This is a genomic window from Desulfonatronovibrio magnus, assembly GCF_000934755.1.
Taxonomy (GTDB): domain Bacteria; phylum Desulfobacterota; class Desulfovibrionia; order Desulfovibrionales; family Desulfonatronovibrionaceae; genus Desulfonatronovibrio; species Desulfonatronovibrio magnus.
This window is the reverse complement of sequence record NZ_KN882178.1, coordinates 1-20,478: the sequence shown is the minus strand read 5'-3', so window position 1 is coordinate 20,478 and position 20,478 is coordinate 1. Positions and strand designations below refer to the sequence as shown.

Annotated in this window: 16 protein-coding genes; 15 read left to right on the top strand and 1 reads right to left on the bottom strand. The window is 44.3% G+C overall.

The features are described 5' to 3' along the window. Window positions 1-65 precede the first annotated feature (65 nt). On the bottom strand, window positions 66-845 hold the full coding sequence (locus LZ23_RS16995; RefSeq protein WP_045216151.1) for a class I SAM-dependent methyltransferase: 780 nt from the start codon (window positions 843-845) through the stop codon (window positions 66-68). 781 nt (window positions 846-1,626) lie between these two features. Between LZ23_RS16995 and LZ23_RS16990 the strand changes: the two genes are divergently transcribed. The 15 genes from LZ23_RS16990 to LZ23_RS16920 form a co-directional block, all read left to right on the top strand. Continuing rightward, on the top strand, window positions 1,627-3,654 hold the full coding sequence (locus LZ23_RS16990) for a methyl-accepting chemotaxis protein (RefSeq protein ID WP_045216311.1): 2,028 nt from the start codon (window positions 1,627-1,629) through the stop codon (window positions 3,652-3,654). Window positions 3,655-3,735: 81 nt separating this feature from the next. Continuing rightward, the gene (locus tag LZ23_RS16985; protein ID WP_045216150.1) at window positions 3,736-4,320 is read left to right on the top strand and encodes an arylesterase; all 585 of its coding nucleotides are present in this window, start codon (window positions 3,736-3,738) and stop codon (window positions 4,318-4,320) included. 265 nt (window positions 4,321-4,585) lie between these two features. Beyond that, on the top strand, window positions 4,586-4,756 hold the full coding sequence (locus tag LZ23_RS24265; protein ID WP_157493304.1) for a hypothetical protein: 171 nt from the start codon (window positions 4,586-4,588) through the stop codon (window positions 4,754-4,756). A gap of 117 nt (window positions 4,757-4,873) precedes the next feature. After that, window positions 4,874-5,575 carry a hypothetical protein gene (locus LZ23_RS16980; protein WP_045216148.1) on the top strand — a complete coding sequence of 234 codons (702 nt, stop codon included), beginning with the start codon at window positions 4,874-4,876 and terminating at the stop codon, window positions 5,573-5,575. A gap of 246 nt (window positions 5,576-5,821) precedes the next feature. Next, on the top strand, window positions 5,822-7,555 hold the full coding sequence (locus tag LZ23_RS16975; RefSeq protein WP_045216147.1) for a solute carrier family 23 protein: 1,734 nt from the start codon (window positions 5,822-5,824) through the stop codon (window positions 7,553-7,555). 204 nt (window positions 7,556-7,759) lie between these two features. Then, the gene (locus LZ23_RS16970; protein ID WP_045216145.1) at window positions 7,760-8,113 is read left to right on the top strand and encodes a DUF4870 family protein; all 354 of its coding nucleotides are present in this window, start codon (window positions 7,760-7,762) and stop codon (window positions 8,111-8,113) included. Between the two features lie 1,308 nt (window positions 8,114-9,421). Beyond that, a complete protein-coding gene (locus LZ23_RS16960; RefSeq protein ID WP_045216142.1) occupies window positions 9,422-10,108 on the top strand; it encodes a flavodoxin family protein in 687 nt (228 codons plus the stop codon). Window positions 10,109-10,777: 669 nt separating this feature from the next. Continuing rightward, on the top strand, window positions 10,778-11,032 hold the full coding sequence (locus LZ23_RS16955; protein WP_045216140.1) for a CopG family transcriptional regulator: 255 nt from the start codon (window positions 10,778-10,780) through the stop codon (window positions 11,030-11,032). Then, a complete protein-coding gene (locus LZ23_RS16950; RefSeq protein ID WP_045216138.1) occupies window positions 11,026-11,391 on the top strand; it encodes a type II toxin-antitoxin system PemK/MazF family toxin in 366 nt (121 codons plus the stop codon). The genes LZ23_RS16955 and LZ23_RS16950 overlap by 7 nt, the downstream gene beginning before the upstream one ends. 498 nt (window positions 11,392-11,889) lie before the next feature. Further along, on the top strand, window positions 11,890-14,166 hold the full coding sequence (locus LZ23_RS22900; protein WP_052507473.1) for a PAS domain-containing sensor histidine kinase: 2,277 nt from the start codon (window positions 11,890-11,892) through the stop codon (window positions 14,164-14,166). Continuing rightward, window positions 14,163-14,714, top strand: coding sequence for a response regulator (locus LZ23_RS16940; protein ID WP_045216136.1), 552 nt, complete (start codon window positions 14,163-14,165; stop codon window positions 14,712-14,714). Before LZ23_RS22900 ends, LZ23_RS16940 begins: the two co-directional genes overlap by 4 nt. Before the next feature lie 270 nt (window positions 14,715-14,984). After that, a complete protein-coding gene (locus tag LZ23_RS16935) occupies window positions 14,985-17,471 on the top strand; it encodes a PAS domain S-box protein (RefSeq protein WP_045216134.1) in 2,487 nt (828 codons plus the stop codon). 274 nt (window positions 17,472-17,745) lie between these two features. Then, window positions 17,746-19,734 (top strand): ATP-binding protein, encoded by a 1,989-nt coding sequence (locus LZ23_RS16930; RefSeq protein WP_052507472.1) that lies wholly within the window; start codon window positions 17,746-17,748, stop codon window positions 19,732-19,734. Between the two features lie 176 nt (window positions 19,735-19,910). Continuing rightward, window positions 19,911-20,189, top strand: coding sequence for a type II toxin-antitoxin system RelE/ParE family toxin (locus LZ23_RS16925; protein WP_045211767.1), 279 nt, complete (start codon window positions 19,911-19,913; stop codon window positions 20,187-20,189). Window positions 20,190-20,201: 12 nt separating this feature from the next. Continuing rightward, window positions 20,202-20,478, top strand: a 277-nt coding sequence (locus tag LZ23_RS16920) for a HigA family addiction module antitoxin (protein WP_198146034.1), incomplete at its 3' end; no start/stop codon positions are given.

Here is a 20,478-nt window from a genome sequence, read left to right as displayed (position 1 = left end):
TCATGCTGAACGCCAGCCGCATGCGCAGCTTGTCCGCGTCCGCTGAAGTGTATTATTCGATCATCTTAATCATCAACAGATGCAAGAGGGCGGCGTGCCACGAAAAACTCGTAGGCATAATAATCTGAATAACGACGATGCATTTCAGGCTCCGCTGCAAGCTGATGGAGTATGGCCGAGACTTCTCCATCGTTGGCATATTTGTCTCGCAACTCTTTGATAAGAGTCTCCATGGGCGTGTAAAAATCATCCCACCACGCTGCATCAGGCAAAGTAAAATGATCGATGAGTTTAAATCCAGTGTCTTGTATCACCGCCAAATCATCAGCCAGTGACCCCATGGTCGGATAATCAATGTCGAAACTGTCTTTGACTGAAGAAGGCGGGTTCTCCTTGCGCCAGATTGCGTCGGTAAAAGAAAGGTAGCCACCAGGACGCAACAACCCATAGCAAATACCAAGGGCGTTACGGAGACCGATACTGTAAAGCGCACCTTCCGACCAAATGAGATCGAAGCTGCCCGGCTGGTATTCCAGATTAGCCATGTCCGCAACCCGCGCCCTTATCCGGTGAGATAAATCCCGATCAGCAGCAGCGGATTGAAGAATTGCGATAAATGGGGCATGGTTATCGACAGCCTCTATCGAGCCTGGCAATAATTCTGAGAGATGGAAAGTTTGCGCTCCGACACCACATCCCAAATCGAGTACCGCTGGTGATTTTCGCAGCTCACGGCAAAACTCTAACGCCTGGGCGGCACAGGTTCGGTTTCCCGGACCCTGACGCGGCAGGTTCTCGTAAACTTCGAAAAAAACTTCCCAGAAGCGCGCATTGAGTTCAGTCATATTTCACCGGGCCTGCTCACCCTGACATGCTACTAAAAAATTACTGGCTTCAAGCCACCCACCAGCCATTTTTGCGTATTTCCCTGCCAGGATGGAATAAATATTCTTATCAGCACTGTTCCTCTATTTCCTTTCCTCTTCCAGTAAATAAAACCCATTGTCTGATCAAAGTCAATGCCCTTTTCTTCGGCAAGATCATAGAACAATATATGGTTTGCTCACCTTCCATGGAAGTTAGCGGAAAAATTTAATCCAGAAATCCACCTTCAGGAGCCGTCATTCTTGAGGTCCAGACCAGAGTTTAGCTCGCTCAAAACACCTCCAAAAAAAACATTGATATTTACCAGCTTGCGAAGTATACAATTAAGACTTGTGAAGTGCATGACATCACAGATGATTCATAAGCCGACCTTTGCCACGTTATTCTTAAATTGTTAGAGAGTAAAAAGCCCCTCACCCGGACGGCCCCAGAACTAACCTGTAACTTACACTTCAGGTTCCCGGGCTCCAGTCTGCAAGCAAGGTACGTGAACTACATCTGTGACAGCCTGGGTGCCACGTTGAATAAATACTCTATACTAAACGTAACTGTTTACCACGTTCATGCAGCGTCTAATTCAGTCATTTCTCAACTTGACCAGGGAATCCAGGCCTTTTTAGTTCACAGATTAAGATGGATTGCCGGGGCCGGTAATTAAAATTTGTTGGGCTTAATGGTTAAAAAAAGCTGGCTCTGCACATGGTGAACATTTACCAATAAACAAACTAAATGGATGGTGAAATGCGCATTTCAATTTTCTGGAAACTGTTAATAATGGTAGGAATAACTGTATTGCTTCTTGGCACAGCAGTTTTTTTCACTACTAAACATTTTGTGTCTCAAGGATTTGATCAAGAGTCAATTAAGACCATTGAAAACTTTCAATCAGCAATGAAGTACGAGATTAGAGATCTTGAACAGTATTTGCTGGAAAATGCAAGACGATCAGCCCAGGATCATCAGCTGGCTTCAGCTGTTTACTCCAGTAGCAGCCGAGTTTTATCCAACATTGCTGATGAACTGATGCAGGCCAGTTACATTGATCTGGTTATTTTTTCCAACTTTGAAGGTGATGTCCTTTATAGAGGCCATTCAGAGTTTAAAGATGACAATATTTCTTCCAGAATTTCTTTTCAAAAAGCAATTCAGGATCAACCTGTTGCCGGTATAGAAGCAGGCAGGGAAACTGGTCTTTCTCTAAGAGCTGCCTATCCTGTCAAGATTTTTGAACGAATAGTAGGAGTGATTACTCTGGGAACGGATTTCAGTTCCAATACTTTTGTAGATGCCATTAATGAAAAACTGGGGGTGGAGGCCACAATTTTTGATGGGGATACAAGACTTTCAACTAGCATTCGCAGTAACGGGCAGCGCGCTGTTGGAACAAAAATGCAGAATGAAGCAGTGCTGGACAAAGTCATTAGAAACTCAAAAACTTTTCTGGATCGGAATCAGATACTCAATATCTGGTATGATACAGCATACTGGCCCATAAAAAACCTGCAGGGAGAAACAGTGGGCATGTATTTTCTCGGTACTGACAGGGAAACCATTGAAAGCGCTCAACAGGCTATACTATCATCAATAATGTGGGTCAGCCTGCTGATAGGAACTGTAATGATTGGCGCCGGAGCAATATTTTCCAAAAGTATCGCCAGTCCTATAACCTCAGCTACCAGCTATGCCCAGTCAGTGGCACAGGGAAACCTTAATGAGAATCTGACCATTAAGAACAATGATGAAATTGGTTTGCTGGCACAAGCTCTAAATAAGATGGTAGAAAATCTCAAGGCCAAAATTAAAGAAGCCCAAGATGGAGCACGCGAGGCCCTTAAGGAATCAGAAAAAGCCACCAAAGCTACAATAGAGGCCAATCAGGCCAGAGAAATGGCAGAAAATGCCAAGACAGAAGGAATGAATCATGCCGCTTCACAATTGGAAAACATAGTTTTTACCATCAGCAAAGCTTCTAATGATCTTTCAGATCAGGTGAGACAGTCCAATCAAGGCTCAGAAGAACAACGAAATCGCACAATTGAAACAGCAACAGCTATGGAACAGATGAACGCCACGGTAATTGAAGTGGCCAGAAATGCTTCCAATGCTGCAAAAGGAGCAGATCAGGCCCAGCAGGAAGCAGGCAATGGAGAACATATCGTTAAAAAATCCATTGAAGCAATTAAAGAAGTTCAAGATATGTCTGCCTCTGTCAAGGATAGTCTGGCTCAACTTGGCAATCGCGCCGAACATATTGGCGGAATAATGAATGTTATCGATGATATTGCCGACCAGACAAACCTTTTAGCTCTAAACGCTGCTATTGAAGCTGCCCGGGCAGGTGATGCCGGCAGAGGATTTGCTGTTGTTGCTGACGAAGTGCGCAAGCTCGCGGAAAAAACCATGACCGCCACCAAGGAAGTTGGAGAAGCCATTAATTCAATTCAAAACGGCACTGAGGAAAATATTAAGGGCATGGACAATGCTGTGCTGGCTGTTGAAAAAGCTACCGAACTTGCTCACAGTTCCGGAGAAGCGCTGGGTAAGATTGTACGCCTCATTGAAGAGGCGGCAGATCAGGTTAGATCCATAGCCATTGCCACGGAAGAACAGTCTGCAGCCAGCGAGGAGGTTGGCAAAAGTATTGACGATATCAAAAATATTGCCATACAGAGTGCCGAAGTTATGGAACAGTCAAAACAATCCATCAATGATCTTACGTCTCAAACTCAGGAACTGGAATTACTTATTAAGGAATTGAAATCAACTTAAAAAATATAAAAGATATCTGGACAGTCATTTTTTTTAATCATCTATTTTAATTGATTATTTTGAATACAATGCGAGGAGTGCATGATCACAATTTTAGCCCTTGGAGACAGCCTTACTGCCGGATATGGACTTACTCCGGAAGATTCATTTGCATCCAGACTGGAAAAACGTCTGCAAAAAGATGGTTGGAAGATTAAGGTGATCAATGGAGGGGTTTCAGGAGATACAACCCATGATGGGCTTATGCGACTGCAATCCCTGCTCAGACACAAACCGGACCTGGTGATTGTTCAGTTTGGAGCCAACGACTTATTTGTCGGGTTAATGCCAGGTGAGGTCAAGACCAATCTGGAAAAAATCATTGATGCCTGCAATGATCATGGTGCAAAAGTTGTTCTGGCAGGAATTGAGTGTCTTGTAGATCATAGTGATGCCTACAGCACAGAAGTTCATCAGGCATTTAAGCAGGTTGCACTCTCGCGTCAGGTCCAGTTTATTGAGGATTTTATGCCAGGTATACCAGGAAATGCTGACCTGACACTTCCTGACGGCCTCCATCCCAACCGAGCTGGGGTGGACAAAATGGTTGAAAACATTTCACCACTTCTTGATTCTGAACTTAATCTAATGCGGGCTGTGCCCTCAACGCAGCTATCTGTTATCTGATAATTGTTATCAGTGCAAGGCAGTGAATTCAGCCTTTTGTTCTTCAACAATTAACAATTAACTATTAACTATTAACTGGTAACAATTTCTGTTTTTCTACAGATTGAAACGGTAAGTTGCTAAGGGCTTAAAATGCGCGATAAATCCAAGATTTTGCACGAGGACATTTAACGGTCCAAAATCTATACTGTCATATGTTCATAAAATTATCAAATAAAAAACCTCCAGGAATAGTAAAGACAGGCGCTACCTTAATGGGCAGGTAATGGGATTGATACAGCGACAGCGCGAATCATCTTTTCGTAAACAGGTCCGGCGATTTATGCTCCAGCGTGATCCGGAGCAAAAGTTTGTAGATATTATTCCATGTTTTGATCTGCAGCCAAGTGGATCTGATAAATACGAAAAATACCAGCCAGTTTGGGATCATGGTTAGTATCAAGCTGGTTGATCTAAGCCGAAAAAAGTTGCTTTACACTCTTTAGACCCCACCGGAGTCGGAAGCAAGAGTTTACTTGTTGCTTTTTACACACATACGAGTTAGAATTTGCTTATGAACACATTAAAAATTACTCCAAACATGTCTGTGCAGCAAATTAGTCAGTTGGCTCTGGAACTGGGCTGTGAGGTGATAATCGGAAACACACGCCGAGAAATTTCATTGAAACATCCGGAAATTAAATCATCTCTTGCACTGTCAGATGATCAACAAAATCTTGGAAACAAGTTTGTCTTATGGGCGAAACCATTAATAAAAAATAACAAAAAAATTTCTACCATGCTGAATTTAGAATCTCAGCAAGGCCAAATCGCACGACTTGTGCAAAAACGCTCCGCCCATGATGCCCCTGTTTTACTTGATGATCTTGCAGCTGAACTTGAATCGACCCTAACTAAAAAACAAGTAGCTGACGGTGTCTCTCAACTGTCTCGTAAAGGCTACGTAGAAAGGCTTGAACAAGGAAAGTACACTACAACAGAAATACTCAATCTGGCAGTGGAAGCCTACAATGCCAATGAAGGTCAGATGGTTGAACCGAGTCAGGAAAATCAGGAAGCCCCGCTCAAGAAAATAACAAAGAGCGAGGAAGTAGATGCAAAAGTTGATTTGATTAAGCTGCAAGGTTTAATCCAACGCCTTGACGGGGTCGTGGAAAAGCTCGAAGCAGCGACGCAGAAATTACAGGATCACGAGGAAATTCAAGATGCCTTGGATGTCATGGGAAAGGCTTTGGCTAAGATAAAAGCGAGGTAAAATTTGTTCGCCGTAGGTAACAGTTCAGACTTCATGGCTTGACACCACACCGTCAATCCAAGAAGTCTGATGGATGAGACAACCATATCAGAGTTTATATGTGACACGGGGACTGGCTTTTCCGGGATTAACTTGCATCATAAGTGAGACGTATAAATAATCGGTTGGTGCTCACTTGAGTGCCTGTCTCCGGATTACCTCAAAAAGGGCTGAACTGCTGCCTCATATCTTCCGAAGGGAGTTATAATGAAAAAAGCGGATTCTCAAGGTTCACCCCTGACTCATCCGAATCTGATGTACGGTGTTAATGATCGCCCTTCAGTCTGGACCCTTGCTGTTCTCGGTGTGGAGCACGGTGCTCTGCTTATTTCCAGTCTGATGGCAGCAGTATTTTTTGCTCAGGCCCTTGGAGCTGATGCTGCCATGACCAGATCTCTGGTAACTGTGGGACTGCTTGCAGGAGGACTGGCAAGCATACTTCAGGCAACCAGCAAATGGGGACTCGGCTCAGGCTATTTTTGTTTGCACACCAGTTCCTTTATCTACTTTCAAGCTTCTATCACCGCTGCCCAAACCGGGGGGCTGGCTCTTGTATGCGGCATGACTGCTACAGCTGGATTCATGCAGGTTATGATGTCTCGCGTCTTTGGCAGGCTGCGTGTGCTTTTCCCACCCGAAGTTGCAGGACTGGTGGTAGCTATGGTGGGACTGGCTCTTGCCCCGTACGCAGTCAAATCTCTTTTTGGTCTGGGACGTGAGGAGACGCTGATGGAGTTAAAGGAAGTACTTGTGGGCATGGGTACTCTGGCGACAATAGTGGGGTTGACTGTATGGGGGAAGAATGGCTTTAAATTGTACTCCATCCTCATAGGCATTGTCTTTGGCTATGTTTCTGCTTATGCATTGGGAATTCTGCCTCAAGAGATGCGCAATCAGCTGGGAGAACTGCCACTTGTGGATCTGCCCCAGATAGTGCATCCGGGTTTGGCCTTTGATCCGGCATTTATACTGCCGTTTTTTATTGCCGCTCTATGTTCGTCTCTGAAACTGACAGGCGACGTGATTACATGTCAGAAAATTAATGATATGGGCTGGAAGCGGGTGGACATGCATTCTGTTCAGCGCGGGATTAATGCCGAGGGTTTGGGTACTGCAGCAGCCGGACTACTGGGAGGCACCGGGCTGGCCGCTTCATCCTCCAACATTGGAATGTCTTTTGCTTCCGGGGCCACCAGTCGCTACATCGGATATGCTACGGGTATTTTTTTCATAGCCCTGGCTTTTTTGCCTCAGCCGGCATTTGTTTTGAGCCATATGCCAGTTCCGGTAATCGGGTCCATCATCATTTACGCTGCCAGCTTCATGATTGTCACTGGCTGGTCCATAGTCATGACCAGAATGATTGATTCACGTAAAACTTTTGTGGTGGGTATTTCTTTGATCATGGGCATGAGCGTGCTGGTAACTCCAGAGATTTATGCCCCTTTGCCAGATCATTTTAAACCAATATTTGGATCGTCCATCGCCCTGACAGCCATAAGCGGGGTGCTGCTGAACCTGCTCTTTCGCATTGGAGTCGGCAACAGGGCTGAATTGGTCTTAAGTGGTGTCAGTGCTTCCGGGCAAAAAATTCATGACTTTTTTGTGGACATGGGTGGTAAATGGGGAGCTCGGCCCGGGGTCATCCGCAAAGCAGGAACTGCGGCCGCTGAACTGCATGAGTCCCTGATCGGCCAGGAATTGTCTCAGGGTCAGGTCCGCCTGGAAGCGTATTTTGACGAATTCAAAATCCAGGTTGATATGGATTACACTGGTAAAGCAATCATTCTTGACCACAGGCGACCCAGTCCAGAGGAACTTTTGACAGATGACACAGCACTGGCCAGGCTCTCAGGTTTTTTGATCAGTCAATATGCAGATCAGGTACATCTGGAAAGCACAGAAAACAAGCACAAGGTGCGGATGGTATTTGATCACTGATTAGTAACTGCAACTTACCGCCTCAATCCTGTAAAAAAATGGTTAATAGTTAATAGTTAATAGTTAATTGTTGAAGAACAAAAAGCTGAATTCACTGCCTTGCGCTGATAACAATTATCAGATAACTGTTATCTGATAACTGAGATGCAGGCACAGCCCGCATTAGATACCTCATGATAATCCATCTTTCTGGAGTTAATTGATATGGGTTTTGAGTTTCCAGACCAGCATAATGACATAATAGCAGCAAATAAACGAGTCACTACCCTGATTTACGCCCTGTATGCAGCTTCAATCATTTTTGGTGTTACGATCTTTATTGCCATAGTGATGAACTATATCAAGCGTTCTGATGTTCAGGGAACTTTTTTAGAAAGCCATTTCACCTGGCAAATTAGAACATTCTGGTATTCTCTCATGTGGAGTATTATTGCTACTGTAACAGCTATTATCGGCGTTGGATTTATTATATTCATTGCTTTGTTCTTCTGGTTTATCTACAGAGTTGCCAAAGGCTGGCTCAAATTGAACGAAAATTTACCTGTTGAAATCAGATAACTCTATTGCATTTTCCCTGAAACCGCAAAGTTACTCCCAGGTTCGGTCCCGGTCCCCCGGGTGAAGAGCTTACAAGTAACTACAATCGTTTTGATAATAAAATCAGATGGTTATAATTTTCATATTTTGACGATTTTTGCTTTGATTAATGCACATTTGCCAGAAAAGTTCCGTCAAAGATGGGAACCTTACGCCTGGCACAGGGACTGTCCCTCGCTGTGTAAATTTTTCCATTAAAACAAATCTCTACCAGACACCAATGCAGCATCAATCTGTTTTATAGTACCTTGCGGGGACTGTCCCAATTTCCAGAAAAGTGACAGTATCCTAAAGTTACTCGCAGGTTTGGTCCCGGGCCGCCCGGGACCGAACTTGTGAGTAACTCATACACCTCGTTCCCAGGCTCCAGCCTGGGGACGTCTTACTCTTGCGGCTCCAGCCGCTTCTTCAAAATGTGGCTGGAGCCACAAAAAAATAGGTGTTCCCAGGCTGGAGCCTGGGAACAAAAGAAAATATACTGAATTTTGTAAGTATCTGATTTTATTGATAATATGATTCCAGTTACTTAGAAGCTCCTCACTTGGGGGACCGGGACCGAACTTGTGAGTAACTAAAAAATCAACCTCAACACGTTTGAGATTGCCGCGCTCGAAGACTCGCTCGCAATAACACATGTGGTGTTACAGATGTAGTTGCTCAAAATCTGACACCCACGAAGGAGCCTAAGCGACCGAAGCAATCTGCATGATAAAGCTATAATGCCTTGATTTTATTGATAAAACGATTATAGTTACTTGTAAGCACACTTAGGGGATTCATACCATTCACAACGGATATCATCGTCTCATTTCTAAGCGGTTTCCTTATGCAGTGTACTACCGCATTGAGGATGGCCTTGCGCGTGTCCGAGCCGTACTTGATTGTCGCCAGGATCCAAAGCAGATATCGGAACGACTCGATCAATAAACGAACAATATCAGAGCATTTTCATTAATTAAATATTAGAATGCCGCCAGCGAACGCTCGTACATGGGGGCGCTGAGCGCAATCGCTATACGATACATTGTGATGGGCATGGCGTAGCCGTTCGTATTATTGTTGAGACTTCCAAAAGTAAGCCTGACGATTACAGAAGGGCTAAACTTCTCTCAGACCATGCACTTAGTCTTGAGCTTAGATCAATGATAATTGATTTTATCCCGTTAAAAGTAAAAAGACTGAAGTTTCACGAAAACCGTGAAACTTTAGTTTAAAGAAAAAACCTTAATAATAGTCCATATTACTATTTCATTTTGGGGGAATAATCTAATGATTCTGGCAATCCATTCCAGCCCCAAACCTGGGGGGAATCTTGAGAGAATGGTTATCAAGACTGCTGAGAGTACAGGCCTTGAATATGAGCTCATAAGGCTGGCTGAACTGAATATGCGCCCCTGCCTTGGATGCGCCAAATGTGCCGGAAAAAATAGGTGCGTCCAGCAGGACGATCTATCTGCTGTGTTTGAAAAATTTCCCCGGGCCAAAGGTTTGATCATGGGCGCAGTTAATTATAACGGCATTATGAATTCCATAGCCCATATTTTCCTGGAAAGACTTTTTGTCCATTATCATCAGAATTCGGTTCTGCGAGGCATGCCCGCTGGAGTTGTGGCTGTAGGTGGAGAAGAGCCGGAAAAAGCTGCTGGCAATATTATTTCCTATCTGAAAGATATTTATTTCTTCCATGTGACCGGAACCGCCCTTTTCAAATCAGATATCCCGCCCTGTTTTTCCTGCGGATACGGTGCCAAATGCCCGGTGGGCATGCCTGCCCTGCACTGGCCAAAAGAGCAGTTTGAAAATTTTACCAGAGTCAGGAAAAATATGTTTCTTCGTTATGAAGACAATTCCGACGCAGTTTTGGCTTGCACAAGGCTTGGACAGTCCCTGTTACAGGCTGTAACCTGCCAGCAGTCCAGACGACCTAAAAGCGGAGCCGGCTTTTACATAAATTGAGTGTTAACAGGCCGATAAAGGTCGTACTTATAGGCAACGACCTGCCTCACCTGCCCCTGCATTACTTGCGAGCAGTTTTGAAAGGCTTGAGGACGTACGATACGTTCCGGGTCTGACCCGGGACAGCGCATATCCTGAAAAATATCCTCAGATATCAAGACAAAATAACTCCCATGCTCTCCCACAAAACCTCCACCGGCCCTCAAACCGATATTAACAAATCTTAAATCTCCAATGACAGTTTTTTTACATTCAATTTTTTTGAGACTTTCAGATTAAATTTTTGATAATTTCAAGAGGGTTAAACTCTCTTTGAATGCACACAGTCTTGTCTCCATGTATTTTAAACCAGGCTACTCAAAGCATCCTGACCGAAGCAACCCAGCCTTCACTACAACGGGATGAGTTCATAAATACTCTTGCTATTATTTTTCCATATCTCCGATAATCTTAAGAGGAAGGTGTTTTTTTAAGGTTCTGGCTTGGGTGTAAATACCTGGCCATAGACGTTACTTTTTCTCATGTTGGTCTGTGAATTCAGGGTAGTTGTTTGCTGTATGGCTATAGAGAACATATCCTTATCCCAGATTGACATGAGAGAACAACAGCAACAGGTATTGACATAAATCATACCTACGGTTATACTTTTTTTATCAGGAGGTGTAGTCAATGAAAAGTGTTAAAACCGCAATATCAATCGAAAAACCATTATTTGAGCAGATCAACAGCTTGGCTGATGAAATGAACATGTCTCGAAGTCGTATTTTTTCGCTGGCGGCAAAAGAGTTTATTCAACGTCATAAAAACAAAGATCTGCTGGATGCTATCAACTCCGCATATGACGATGTCACAGACGAAAAAGAAGCATCTCTTAAAACAGCGATGCGTTCCAGACATAGCAACATGGTTCAAGATCAATGGTAATTAATCAAGGCGACATATTCTGGATAGATCTTACGGAGCCTTCCGGATCCGAGCCAGGATACCGGCATCCTCATGTCATTATTCAAAATAATCTTTTCAATCGCAGCCGTATCAATACAGTTATTGTTTGTCCTTTAACATCCAATCTTAAAAGGGCAGCTGCGCCGGGGAATGTCTTGCTGAAAAAGGGCGAAGCAAATTTACCCAAAAAAAGTGTGGTCAATATTTCTCAAATATTCACAGTAAACAAAAGTGATCTATCAGAAAAAATCGGATCCTTAAAGTTCGGACGGTTTCAAGAAGTTCTTCAAGGTATAAAGCTGATTACCGAGCCAAGAGAAGTAGATGGTAAGGAATAAAACTTGAAAGACCCAACCACTGCATCAAAACGACCTCAAAAACCCATCCTAATACCAGCATTATACAACATATTATTATGGCTATGACTTAGGCCAGTTCTGAACAGTTACAGAACGATACGGTAAACTTTCTTTCTTTCCTGTCCGCTTTTTTAACATACTTGCATCTTGAAGCATATGAAATTTTTTTCATAGTGACATCTGAAGCCTGCCATGATATTTTTTGTTATATTTTACCTCCTACTCATGCGACCTGGAGAAGCTACTTGCTAAGTTCTGGGAGATAGGGTGCTATTCTTTCAAAGCGGTCAAGGAAGCACTGGTTGTCGTTTGCTGAAGACTGAAGGCTGAAGAATAAGGATCTTGGGTATTATTGCTCTTGTCAGGGTTAAAAATTTTCTTGTTTTTTTCTACAGGATTGAGGCAATAAGTTACTAATACAATTCTCTGGTCTATGTTCTCCTTCTTCTTTTTTTAACATATTAACTGGAGTTAATCATGCCCAGTTATTTCAAGAAAAATGTTCATTGCGACTCAGCTAACTTTCCTGATATTCATGACATCCTGTTGGATGCGCCTATCGGTGTCTTCATATCTACGCCGGAAGGGAAATATCTTACCGCCAACCCAGCATTGGCCAGGATGTACGGCTATGATTCACCTGGAGAAATGATCAAATCCATCACGGATATTGCCGCGCAGGTGTATGCCTGTTCCAAGGACCGGGAGTCGTTCATTAATCTGCTGGAAGCACAAGGCCAGGTGGCCAACCACGAATGCCGCATGCACCGAAGGGATGGGACCTGGATTTGGGTATCCATGAATGCCCGGGCTGTAAGGGATCAGGGCGGTAATATTGTGGCCTATCAAGGGTTCGTCTCGGATATTACTGATAGAAAAAAGGCCGAATCAGTCACCCAAGAGCGTCTCAAAGAATTGAACTGCCTCTACGGCATCAGCAAATTGATTGAGCAAGAAGAGAATGCGGATAAGATACTACAGGGGGTAGTAAATCTTATGCCGAATGGCTGGCAACATTCTGAGGTCGCTGGCGCGCGTGTCATTGTTGAAGAAAAAGAATATCTGACAGCAAATTTTCGAGAAACTGACTGGCGGCAGTCTGCAGACCTGCAGGTGCACGGAAAGATTGTCGGCATGATTGAAGTGTGCTATTTTGAGGAACGTCCCATCATGGACGAAGGGCCATTCCTCAAGGAGGAAAGGCAACTGCTCAATGCCATTGCCGAACGTCTGGGAAAGATCATCGAGCGCAAGCAGGCTGATTTGGTTTTGTCTAATAGCCAGAAAATGATGGTTCGAGCAGAGGAATTGACTGAATCGGGAAGCTGGAAATGGGATATCATAAACGATACCTGGCTGCTGTCGGACAATTGTAAAAGAATTCATGGAATCACGGATAACAAGCTAACCACTCCTCAACTCCTCCTGATCGCGTATCCTGAAGACAGGCCTGCCATCGAAAAAGCTTTTGTTCAGGCTATAGAAGATGATAAGCCCTGTGACATTGAATATCGTATTGTCCGACAGGATACAGGTGACATCAGGCATGTCCATGCCAGGGGACTAATTGAGACGGATGATAAAGGAAAACCTGCAGCCATGTTTGGTGCTGTTCAGGATATAACCGTGTTTAAACAGGCCCATAAGTTAATAATTGAAAGTGAAGCACGATTCAGATCTCTTTTTGAAAATTCTCCTATTTCCTATCAGTCTCTGAATGAAGAAGGTCGCTACATCGATGTAAATGACAGGATCTGTCAACTGTTAGGTTATGAGCGTTTTGAAATTCTTGGAAAAAACTTCGGTGAGTTATGGTCGCAACAGACCAGGCACAAGTATCCTGAAACATTTGAAGAATTCAAATATAGAGGTTGTGTTAAGGGAGATATTGAGCTTCTTCATAAAAACGGCCAGTCCATATTCGTATTGCTCGAGGGCAGAACTCAACGCGATACTGAAGGAAAATTTATTAGAACTCACTGTATTCTGTATGATATAACAGAAAGGAAAAAAGCAGAACACAAAATTAAATCCATCAATGAACAGCTCCAGAAGGTTAACGCTGAAAAGGACAAGCTCTTCACCATAATTGCTCATGATCTCAAATCGCCCATGGCTGGTGTGTACGGCACCTCGCAAATTCTCGCGGAAGAACCAGACTCTTTATCTTTGGAAGAAATCAGCCATATATCGGCTGAAATACAAAAGATTTCAAAAAAAGCATTAGATTTGTTGAATGATCTGATGCAGTGGGCACGTATGAGTCAGGGGGGCATGGATTTCAGTCCTGAAAAATGCAGCCTTTATGAACTGGCCAGATCAAGTCTGTATACAGCCTGTGATGTGGCTGAAAAAAAGAATATTACAGTCAAGTGTTTAATCCCTGAGGATATCATAGTGATGGCAGACCAGCCCATGATCAATACTGTTATCCGCAATGTGATCTTCAACGCGGTCAAGTTTACAAATTGTGGCGGTAATATCTCCATTACCGCCAGCCAGCCAGGACCTGATGTTCAAGTTTGCATCAGTGACAACGGCATTGGTATGAGTGAGGCTATTCTGTCTAATGCCTTTTCTATTAATAAATGCAAGAGAAGGGTTGGCACAGACGGTGAAAAAGGAACCGGCCTGGGACTTGTCCTGTGCAAGGAATTTGTGGAAAAGCATGGCGGCAGAATCTGGTTGGAAAGTGAGCCGGGCAAAGGGACAAAGGTGTATTTTACTTTACCGGGCAAGTCAGGTGAAAGGTGATACTGTTTTGTCCTTCTGACCAGGCAAATTATCAAAATTTAATCAAGCATAAGGAACAAGCAGAAGTCGCCAACCAGGCCAAGTCCGAATTCCTGGCCAATATGAGTCATGCACTCCGTACTCCGCTGAACGGAATAATTGGTATGATGCAGCTGCTGTCAGCAACAGGACTGAACCAGGATCAGGAGGAACTGATCAACCTGGGTAACATTTCAGCGAAAAGACTTACCCAGCTGTTATCGGACATTCTGGACCTTTCCAGTATTGAAGCTGGAAAAATGATCATTCGGGAAAAGGAATTCGACTGCATCCTTATGGACATTCAAATGCCGGTCATGACCAGGGTTGAAGCAACCCGGGCAATCAGGGAGTTAATTACCATAGGCGCAAAGAAAGATATTCCTATCATTGCAGTTACCGCCCATACCCAGCCCGGCGACAGGGAAAATTTTCTGGAGGCCGGAATGGATGATTACATAGGGAAGCCCGTCAGCATTGAGGACTTTCATAGGGCGTTCAGCAAGTTCTTTGGAGACAAGAAAGTTTAGACTTGGTAGCAACAGTCCGGATGTATATACTGAGTATCTGTTTCAATAATTATCAAGACAAGCAAATCAAGGCTTGACAATTCAGGCAGGGTTGAACTTTTCTCAGAGCATGCACGCAGTCTTGCACAGTACCTCATTTTTATCCGCTGCTCCAACCATAATTTTTATTTTAGTATTTGTTGCTTTTAGCGACAGACTAATTTACTCCAAAACATAGGCATCAAGCCTTGTTTTTTTCTTCTAAGTAATTTCTCTCTTTTGGAGTTGACCATGCCCAGATCATCCAAAAATATTGATGAGCCTGCCCGACCCGTCATTTCTGATCCTCATGACATCCTGATGAACGCCCCAATAGGCGTGTTCACCTCCACACCGGAAGGCAGTTTAATCTACGCCAATCACGCCCTGGCAGATATGTATGGGTATGCAGATCCGCAGGACCTGGTGACTTCGGTCCAGAACATTGGCGCTGAATTGTTCGCTGATCCCAAAGATCCTCCTGTCGTTAACAGACTTTTGGCCAATGAAGGAACAGTCAGAAACTACGAATGCGAACATATTCGCATGGACGGCTCCCGTTTCTGGGCCTCAGAGAACATTAGAACAGTCTATGCTGAAGACGAGAGTATTTCACATTATCAGGGCTTTGTGACCGACATTACAGAGCGCAAAGCAGCTGATAATCAATGGCAGGACACGTTCGATTCAGTGCCTGACATGATTGCCTTGATTGACACAAGTCATCGTATCCTGAGGGATAAAGCTGAATCCCGTCTGGACCAGGAAGAATTCTTAATGGACGACCTTTCAAGCCATGAGATAAAGGCCCTGATCCATGATTTGCGAGTCCACCAGATTGAGTTGGAAATGCAAAACGAAGAGCTTCGTTACGCCCAGAAACAGTTGGAATTTACCAGAGACCAGTTTGCCAGGCTCTATAATGATGCTCCTTTAGGCTATTTGACCATTGATGAAAACAGCATAATTGTCAGGACTAACCAGACCTTTGCGGTCATGCTGGGTCTCGAGCCACATCAAATTATTGGGGCGAGCCTGGCTGAGTATGTTGTTCCGGAGGATAAAGGGGCATTTTACGGGCGTTTTCATGCCTTTTTCAGACATCCTGACGGAAAACATCTGGATTTCCGTATTAAAGGGGTATCCGGGGAGTTGGTGGTTAGATGTTTCGGCAGGCTGGAGAATGAATTTGAAGTGCATTCAGGAGGTAAAGCTTCTAAAACCATGCTAGTTGCTGTCAGCGATGTCAGCAGGCAGGTCCGCGCAGAGAGTATTCTGCGGGAACGGGAGCAGTACCTGAATGCGATTCTGGAAACAACACAGGATGGTTTCTTGACTCTAAACGAGCAGGGACGAGTGCTGGATGTCAATGCAGCTTTCTGCAGCATATCGGGCTACACTCGGGACGAGCTTCTTCAAATGAGCATTCCGGACCTGGAGGCTTTGGAAAGCCCCAGTGAAACCAAGACTCGGCTTAAAAGAATTAATGCTGGTCGCAGTGAGCGTTTTGAGACCAGGCATCGAAGAAAAGACGGTACTGCTTTCGATGTTGAGGTTTCCGTGTCTTGTATTGAAGTGGGAGGGGGTAAGTTTGTCTGCTTCTGCAGGGATATAACCGAACGTAAGAAGGCTGAAATCGCATTGCGCCGCCGTGAAGAGGAATATCTTGCTCTGGCGGAAAATGCACCGGATATTGTGGCCCGCTTTGATAGACACCTTCGACATGTCTTCATAAATAAGGTCATTGAAAAATATTCAGGAATCCAGCAGGATAAATTTATTGGCAATACCAATGAAGATTTGCACATGCCAGATGAGCAAGTACAATTCTGGAACAGTAAACTAAAGAAAGTATTCCAGGAAGGCCAGGAAACAGAAATGTTTTTTGATTTTCCTGGCCCCCTCATGAAAATATACTTCCATTCCCGCATTGTACCGGAATTTTCACCAGACGGTTCTGTAGAATATGTTCTATCCATTACTCGCGACATCACCCAACAGAAAATGGCCGAGGAAAAAATCAGTCTGATCAACCAGCAGCTTGAAAAAGTAAACGCAGAAAAAGACAAGCTATTCACCATCATTGCTCATGATCTCAAATCCCCCATTTCCGGAATTTTCAGCACCTCTCAAATCCTTTCTAAAGATGCGGAATTTTTATCTCTGGACGAAATCTGCCTCATATCGACTGAAATGCATAAAAGTTCTAAAAATGCATTGGAGCTGTTAAATGATCTCATGCAATGGGCACGCATGAGTCAGGGTGGCATGAATTTCAGCCCTGAAGAATACAGCCTTTATGAACTGGCCAGATCAAGTCTGCATACAGCCCTGGATGTGGCTGAAAAAAAGGACATTGCCCTAAAGTGCGACATCCCTCATGACCTTACAGTGCTGGTTGACCAGCCCATGATCAATACAGTTCTCCGCAATGTTATCTTTAATGCGGTCAAGTTTGCTAATCGCAGCGGCATTATCTCCATTACCGCCAGCCAGACAGGCACTGATGTTCAAGTCTGCATCAGTGATAATGGCATTGGCATGAGTGAAGCTATTCTGAATGCTGCCTTTTCTGTTAATAAAAGCAAGAAACAACTGGGCACAGACGGCGAAAAAGGAACCGGCCTGGGACTTGTCCTGTGCAAGGAATTTGTGGAAAAGCATGGCGGCAGAATCTGGTTGGAAAGTGAGCCGAGCAAAGGGACAAAGGTGTATTTTACACTGCCGGGTACATCATAAATATCGTATGTTTTATGCATAACCCAACTCACAACATAAAGGCTAAGCATGTGTAATAGTTCTTATCAATTACTCTGAAGAATGACAAAAGAAAGCTTGACAATTCAGGCAATTTTGGACTTCTGTAAATGAATGCACGTAATCTTGCCCCTGCCGATTTTTCATCCTTCTTCCAAAAATACATTCTCATTTCAGATTGATTTTAGCGACAAGTTAATTTTCCCAGAAAGGGCTTTTTCCTTCTTGATAATTATTTTCCTTTGCGGAGTTGATCATGACCCTTCCTTCCAACAAGAATATTCAGGCCAAACGCTCTTTGACCTCTTCTTTAACCACAAACCGTCTGATCCTGGCTGCTGCAGTAATCTGGGTAGTTGTACTGGCTGCGTCCCTGGCCTGGAACTGGAACCAAGTGAATAATATAACCATGTCCCTGGCTGAGAATGAAGCCAGGGCATATTTTGAAAAAGATGTTGTCTACCGGCATTGGGCTGCCATGCAAGGTGGAGTATATGTCCAGCCCACTGAAACCACCCCGGCCAACCCCTACCTTGCATATATACCTGGCCGGGATGTGATTACCACTACCGGCATGGAGCTGACCCTTGTCAACCCGGCCTACATGACCCGCCAGGTGCACGAACTGGGCCTTGAGCAGTACAATATGCTGGGGAACATCACCAGCCTCAACCCCCTCCGTCCGGAAAACGCTCCGGACCAATGGGAGAGCCAAGCCCTGCTGTCCTTTGAGCAGGGCGCAGATCGTACTTCTTCAGTTGAAACCATGGATGGCCGCCAATATTTGCGGTTTATGAAGCCACTTATGACACATGAAAACTGTCTTGGCTGTCATGGGCATCAGGGTTATGCAGTAGGTGATATTTATGGCGGAATAAGTGTTTCCGTACCCTGGGAACCTTACCTTGCTCAATCCGGAGAACAGAAAGCAGGGCTTGTTGCTGCTCATGCGCTCATCGGCGTTCTTGGGTTGCTTGGCTTATGGATCGGGCAAAGTCTGCTGAGGGGATCGGAGTTGCAGTTGCTGGAAAGCAATGAAAAATTTGAGCGTAATGCCAGAAATCTTGAGATAAAAAACTCAGAACTCGATAAAGCCCGCATAAAGGCCGAAGCCGCTACCCGAGCCAAGTCTGAATTCCTGGCCAATATGAGCCATGAGATACGAACTCCCATAAATGGCATCATGGGCATGATGCAACTTCTGCAGATGAGTGAACTGGACAGGGAGCAGCAGGAGTTCGTAGACCTGTCTACTAAATCAGCCAAACGCCTGACGAGACTGCTATCCGACATTCTTGATCTGTCCAGAGTTGAAGCAGGAAAAATGACAACCCAGGAAGATGAGTTCAGCCTGATGGAACTGCAGCATTCTGTGAATGACCTGTTAAAGATTACTGCAGGCCAAAAGGGGATTTCCCTGAACTTTAGAATGGGCAAGGCCCTTCCAGAATCAGTAATCGGTGATTCTTCCAGGGTTTCCCAGATCATATTCAACCTGGTGGGCAACGCCATCAAATATACTGATCATGGGGCGGTGAATATGGACATGATGCTCATCCCCCCAGGCAAAAATAGTGATATCCGGATACTGTTCACAATATCAGATACCGGCATTGGCATACCTGAAGACAAGATTGAAAACCTGTTCAAGCCCTTTGTCCAGTTGGAGGGTTCTTATACCCGAAAATATGAAGGAGCAGGCCTTGGCCTGGCCATAGTTAAAAGATTAGTGGACCTCATGGGCGGAACCATCAATATTACCAGTCAGGTAGGGGAAGGAACCAGCATTTATGTTGTTTTACCCTTCAAGTTGCCAGATGGAGAGTCAGCTCCCAAGCATCATCAGACAAAACCTTTACTTCAGTCTGAGAAAAGTCTGCGCATTCTACTGGCTGAAGATGATCCCACAAATCAGTATACCACTCAGAAGATCCTGGAGATGATGGGGCACACTGTTTCCCTTGCTGAAAATGGCCAGCAGGTTCTTGACTTACTTAAAGCCCAGGATTTCGATGTAATCCTGATGGATATTCGCATGCCGGTCATGGACGGAGTCGAGGCTACAAGAATCATCCGCTCATCAACTGATCCGGGGATCAAAAAGGATATCCCCATAATTGCTCTGACTGCCTATGCAATGCAGGGTGACAGAGAAAAATATCTTGAAGCAGGCATGAATGACTACCTGGCCAAGCCGGTTGAGATGATGGATCTGGAGAAAGCGTTTTCAAGGCTTGCAGAATAATGAAAGCGTGGCCTCCGGCTGTTTCTAAGGTAGTCCTTTCCAATTATTCTGAAGACTGGTAATGAGGTTTGGATCGGTCAATTCGTGTGCTACCTACATCGGTCATATCATTTGCTCCGGACATTTAATGAATTCAAAGGTTGACATTCGTAACCATTGCGGTTACATAATTCTGTATGATTAAATCCTTTAAGCATAAGGGACTTGAAGTATTTTATTATTATGGATCAACAAGAGGCATTAGTCCCGAGCATGCAGACAAAATATCCAGAATCCTGGATCGACTGAACGCTGCAAATGACATAATTGATATGAACTTCCCAGGGTCCTACCTGCATAAGCTATCAGGAAAACTTAAGGGACAATATTCCGTCCGGGTCTCGGGAAATTGGAGAATATTTTTTAAATTCATAGATAGCGATGCTTATGTCGTTGACTATGATGATTACCATTAAAAGGTGACTATTATGATGACAATGAAAAGACAGCCATCCCATCCCGGATATATTCTGAAGAAAGATTATTTGGAACCACTAAACATTTCTATAACCAGCATGTCTGAAACACTTGGCGTATCCAGAAAAACCTTGTCAAAGATATTGAATGAGCGAGGTTCAGTGACTCCTGACATGGCCCTTAGGCTCTCACGAGCCCTAAGCACGACACCAGGCTTGTGGCTCAACCTCCAGAAGAGCTACGATCTTTGGCGTGCAGAACATCTTTCCAGCGACTGGAAAGATGTAC

What these genes read in the sequence shown, in the direction of transcription:
- LZ23_RS16995 (WP_045216151.1), bottom strand. Translation starts at nt 845, where the DNA reads ATGACTGAACTCAATGCGCGCTTCTGGGAAGTTTTTTTCGAAGTTTAC.
- LZ23_RS16990 (WP_045216311.1), top strand. Translation starts at nt 1,627, where the DNA reads ATGCGCATTTCAATTTTCTGGAAACTGTTAATAATGGTAGGAATAACT.
- LZ23_RS16985 (WP_045216150.1), top strand. Translation starts at nt 3,736, where the DNA reads ATGATCACAATTTTAGCCCTTGGAGACAGCCTTACTGCCGGATATGGA.
- LZ23_RS24265 (WP_157493304.1), top strand. Translation starts at nt 4,586, where the DNA reads ATGGGATTGATACAGCGACAGCGCGAATCATCTTTTCGTAAACAGGTC.
- LZ23_RS16980 (WP_045216148.1), top strand. Translation starts at nt 4,874, where the DNA reads ATGAACACATTAAAAATTACTCCAAACATGTCTGTGCAGCAAATTAGT.
- LZ23_RS16975 (WP_045216147.1), top strand. Translation starts at nt 5,822, where the DNA reads ATGAAAAAAGCGGATTCTCAAGGTTCACCCCTGACTCATCCGAATCTG.
- LZ23_RS16970 (WP_045216145.1), top strand. Translation starts at nt 7,760, where the DNA reads ATGGGTTTTGAGTTTCCAGACCAGCATAATGACATAATAGCAGCAAAT.
- LZ23_RS16960 (WP_045216142.1), top strand. Translation starts at nt 9,422, where the DNA reads ATGATTCTGGCAATCCATTCCAGCCCCAAACCTGGGGGGAATCTTGAG.
- LZ23_RS16955 (WP_045216140.1), top strand. Translation starts at nt 10,778, where the DNA reads ATGAAAAGTGTTAAAACCGCAATATCAATCGAAAAACCATTATTTGAG.
- LZ23_RS16950 (WP_045216138.1), top strand. Translation starts at nt 11,026, where the DNA reads ATGGTAATTAATCAAGGCGACATATTCTGGATAGATCTTACGGAGCCT.
- LZ23_RS22900 (WP_052507473.1), top strand. Translation starts at nt 11,890, where the DNA reads ATGCCCAGTTATTTCAAGAAAAATGTTCATTGCGACTCAGCTAACTTT.
- LZ23_RS16935 (WP_045216134.1), top strand. Translation starts at nt 14,985, where the DNA reads ATGCCCAGATCATCCAAAAATATTGATGAGCCTGCCCGACCCGTCATT.
- LZ23_RS16930 (WP_052507472.1), top strand. Translation starts at nt 17,746, where the DNA reads ATGACCCTTCCTTCCAACAAGAATATTCAGGCCAAACGCTCTTTGACC.
- LZ23_RS16925 (WP_045211767.1), top strand. Translation starts at nt 19,911, where the DNA reads ATGATTAAATCCTTTAAGCATAAGGGACTTGAAGTATTTTATTATTAT.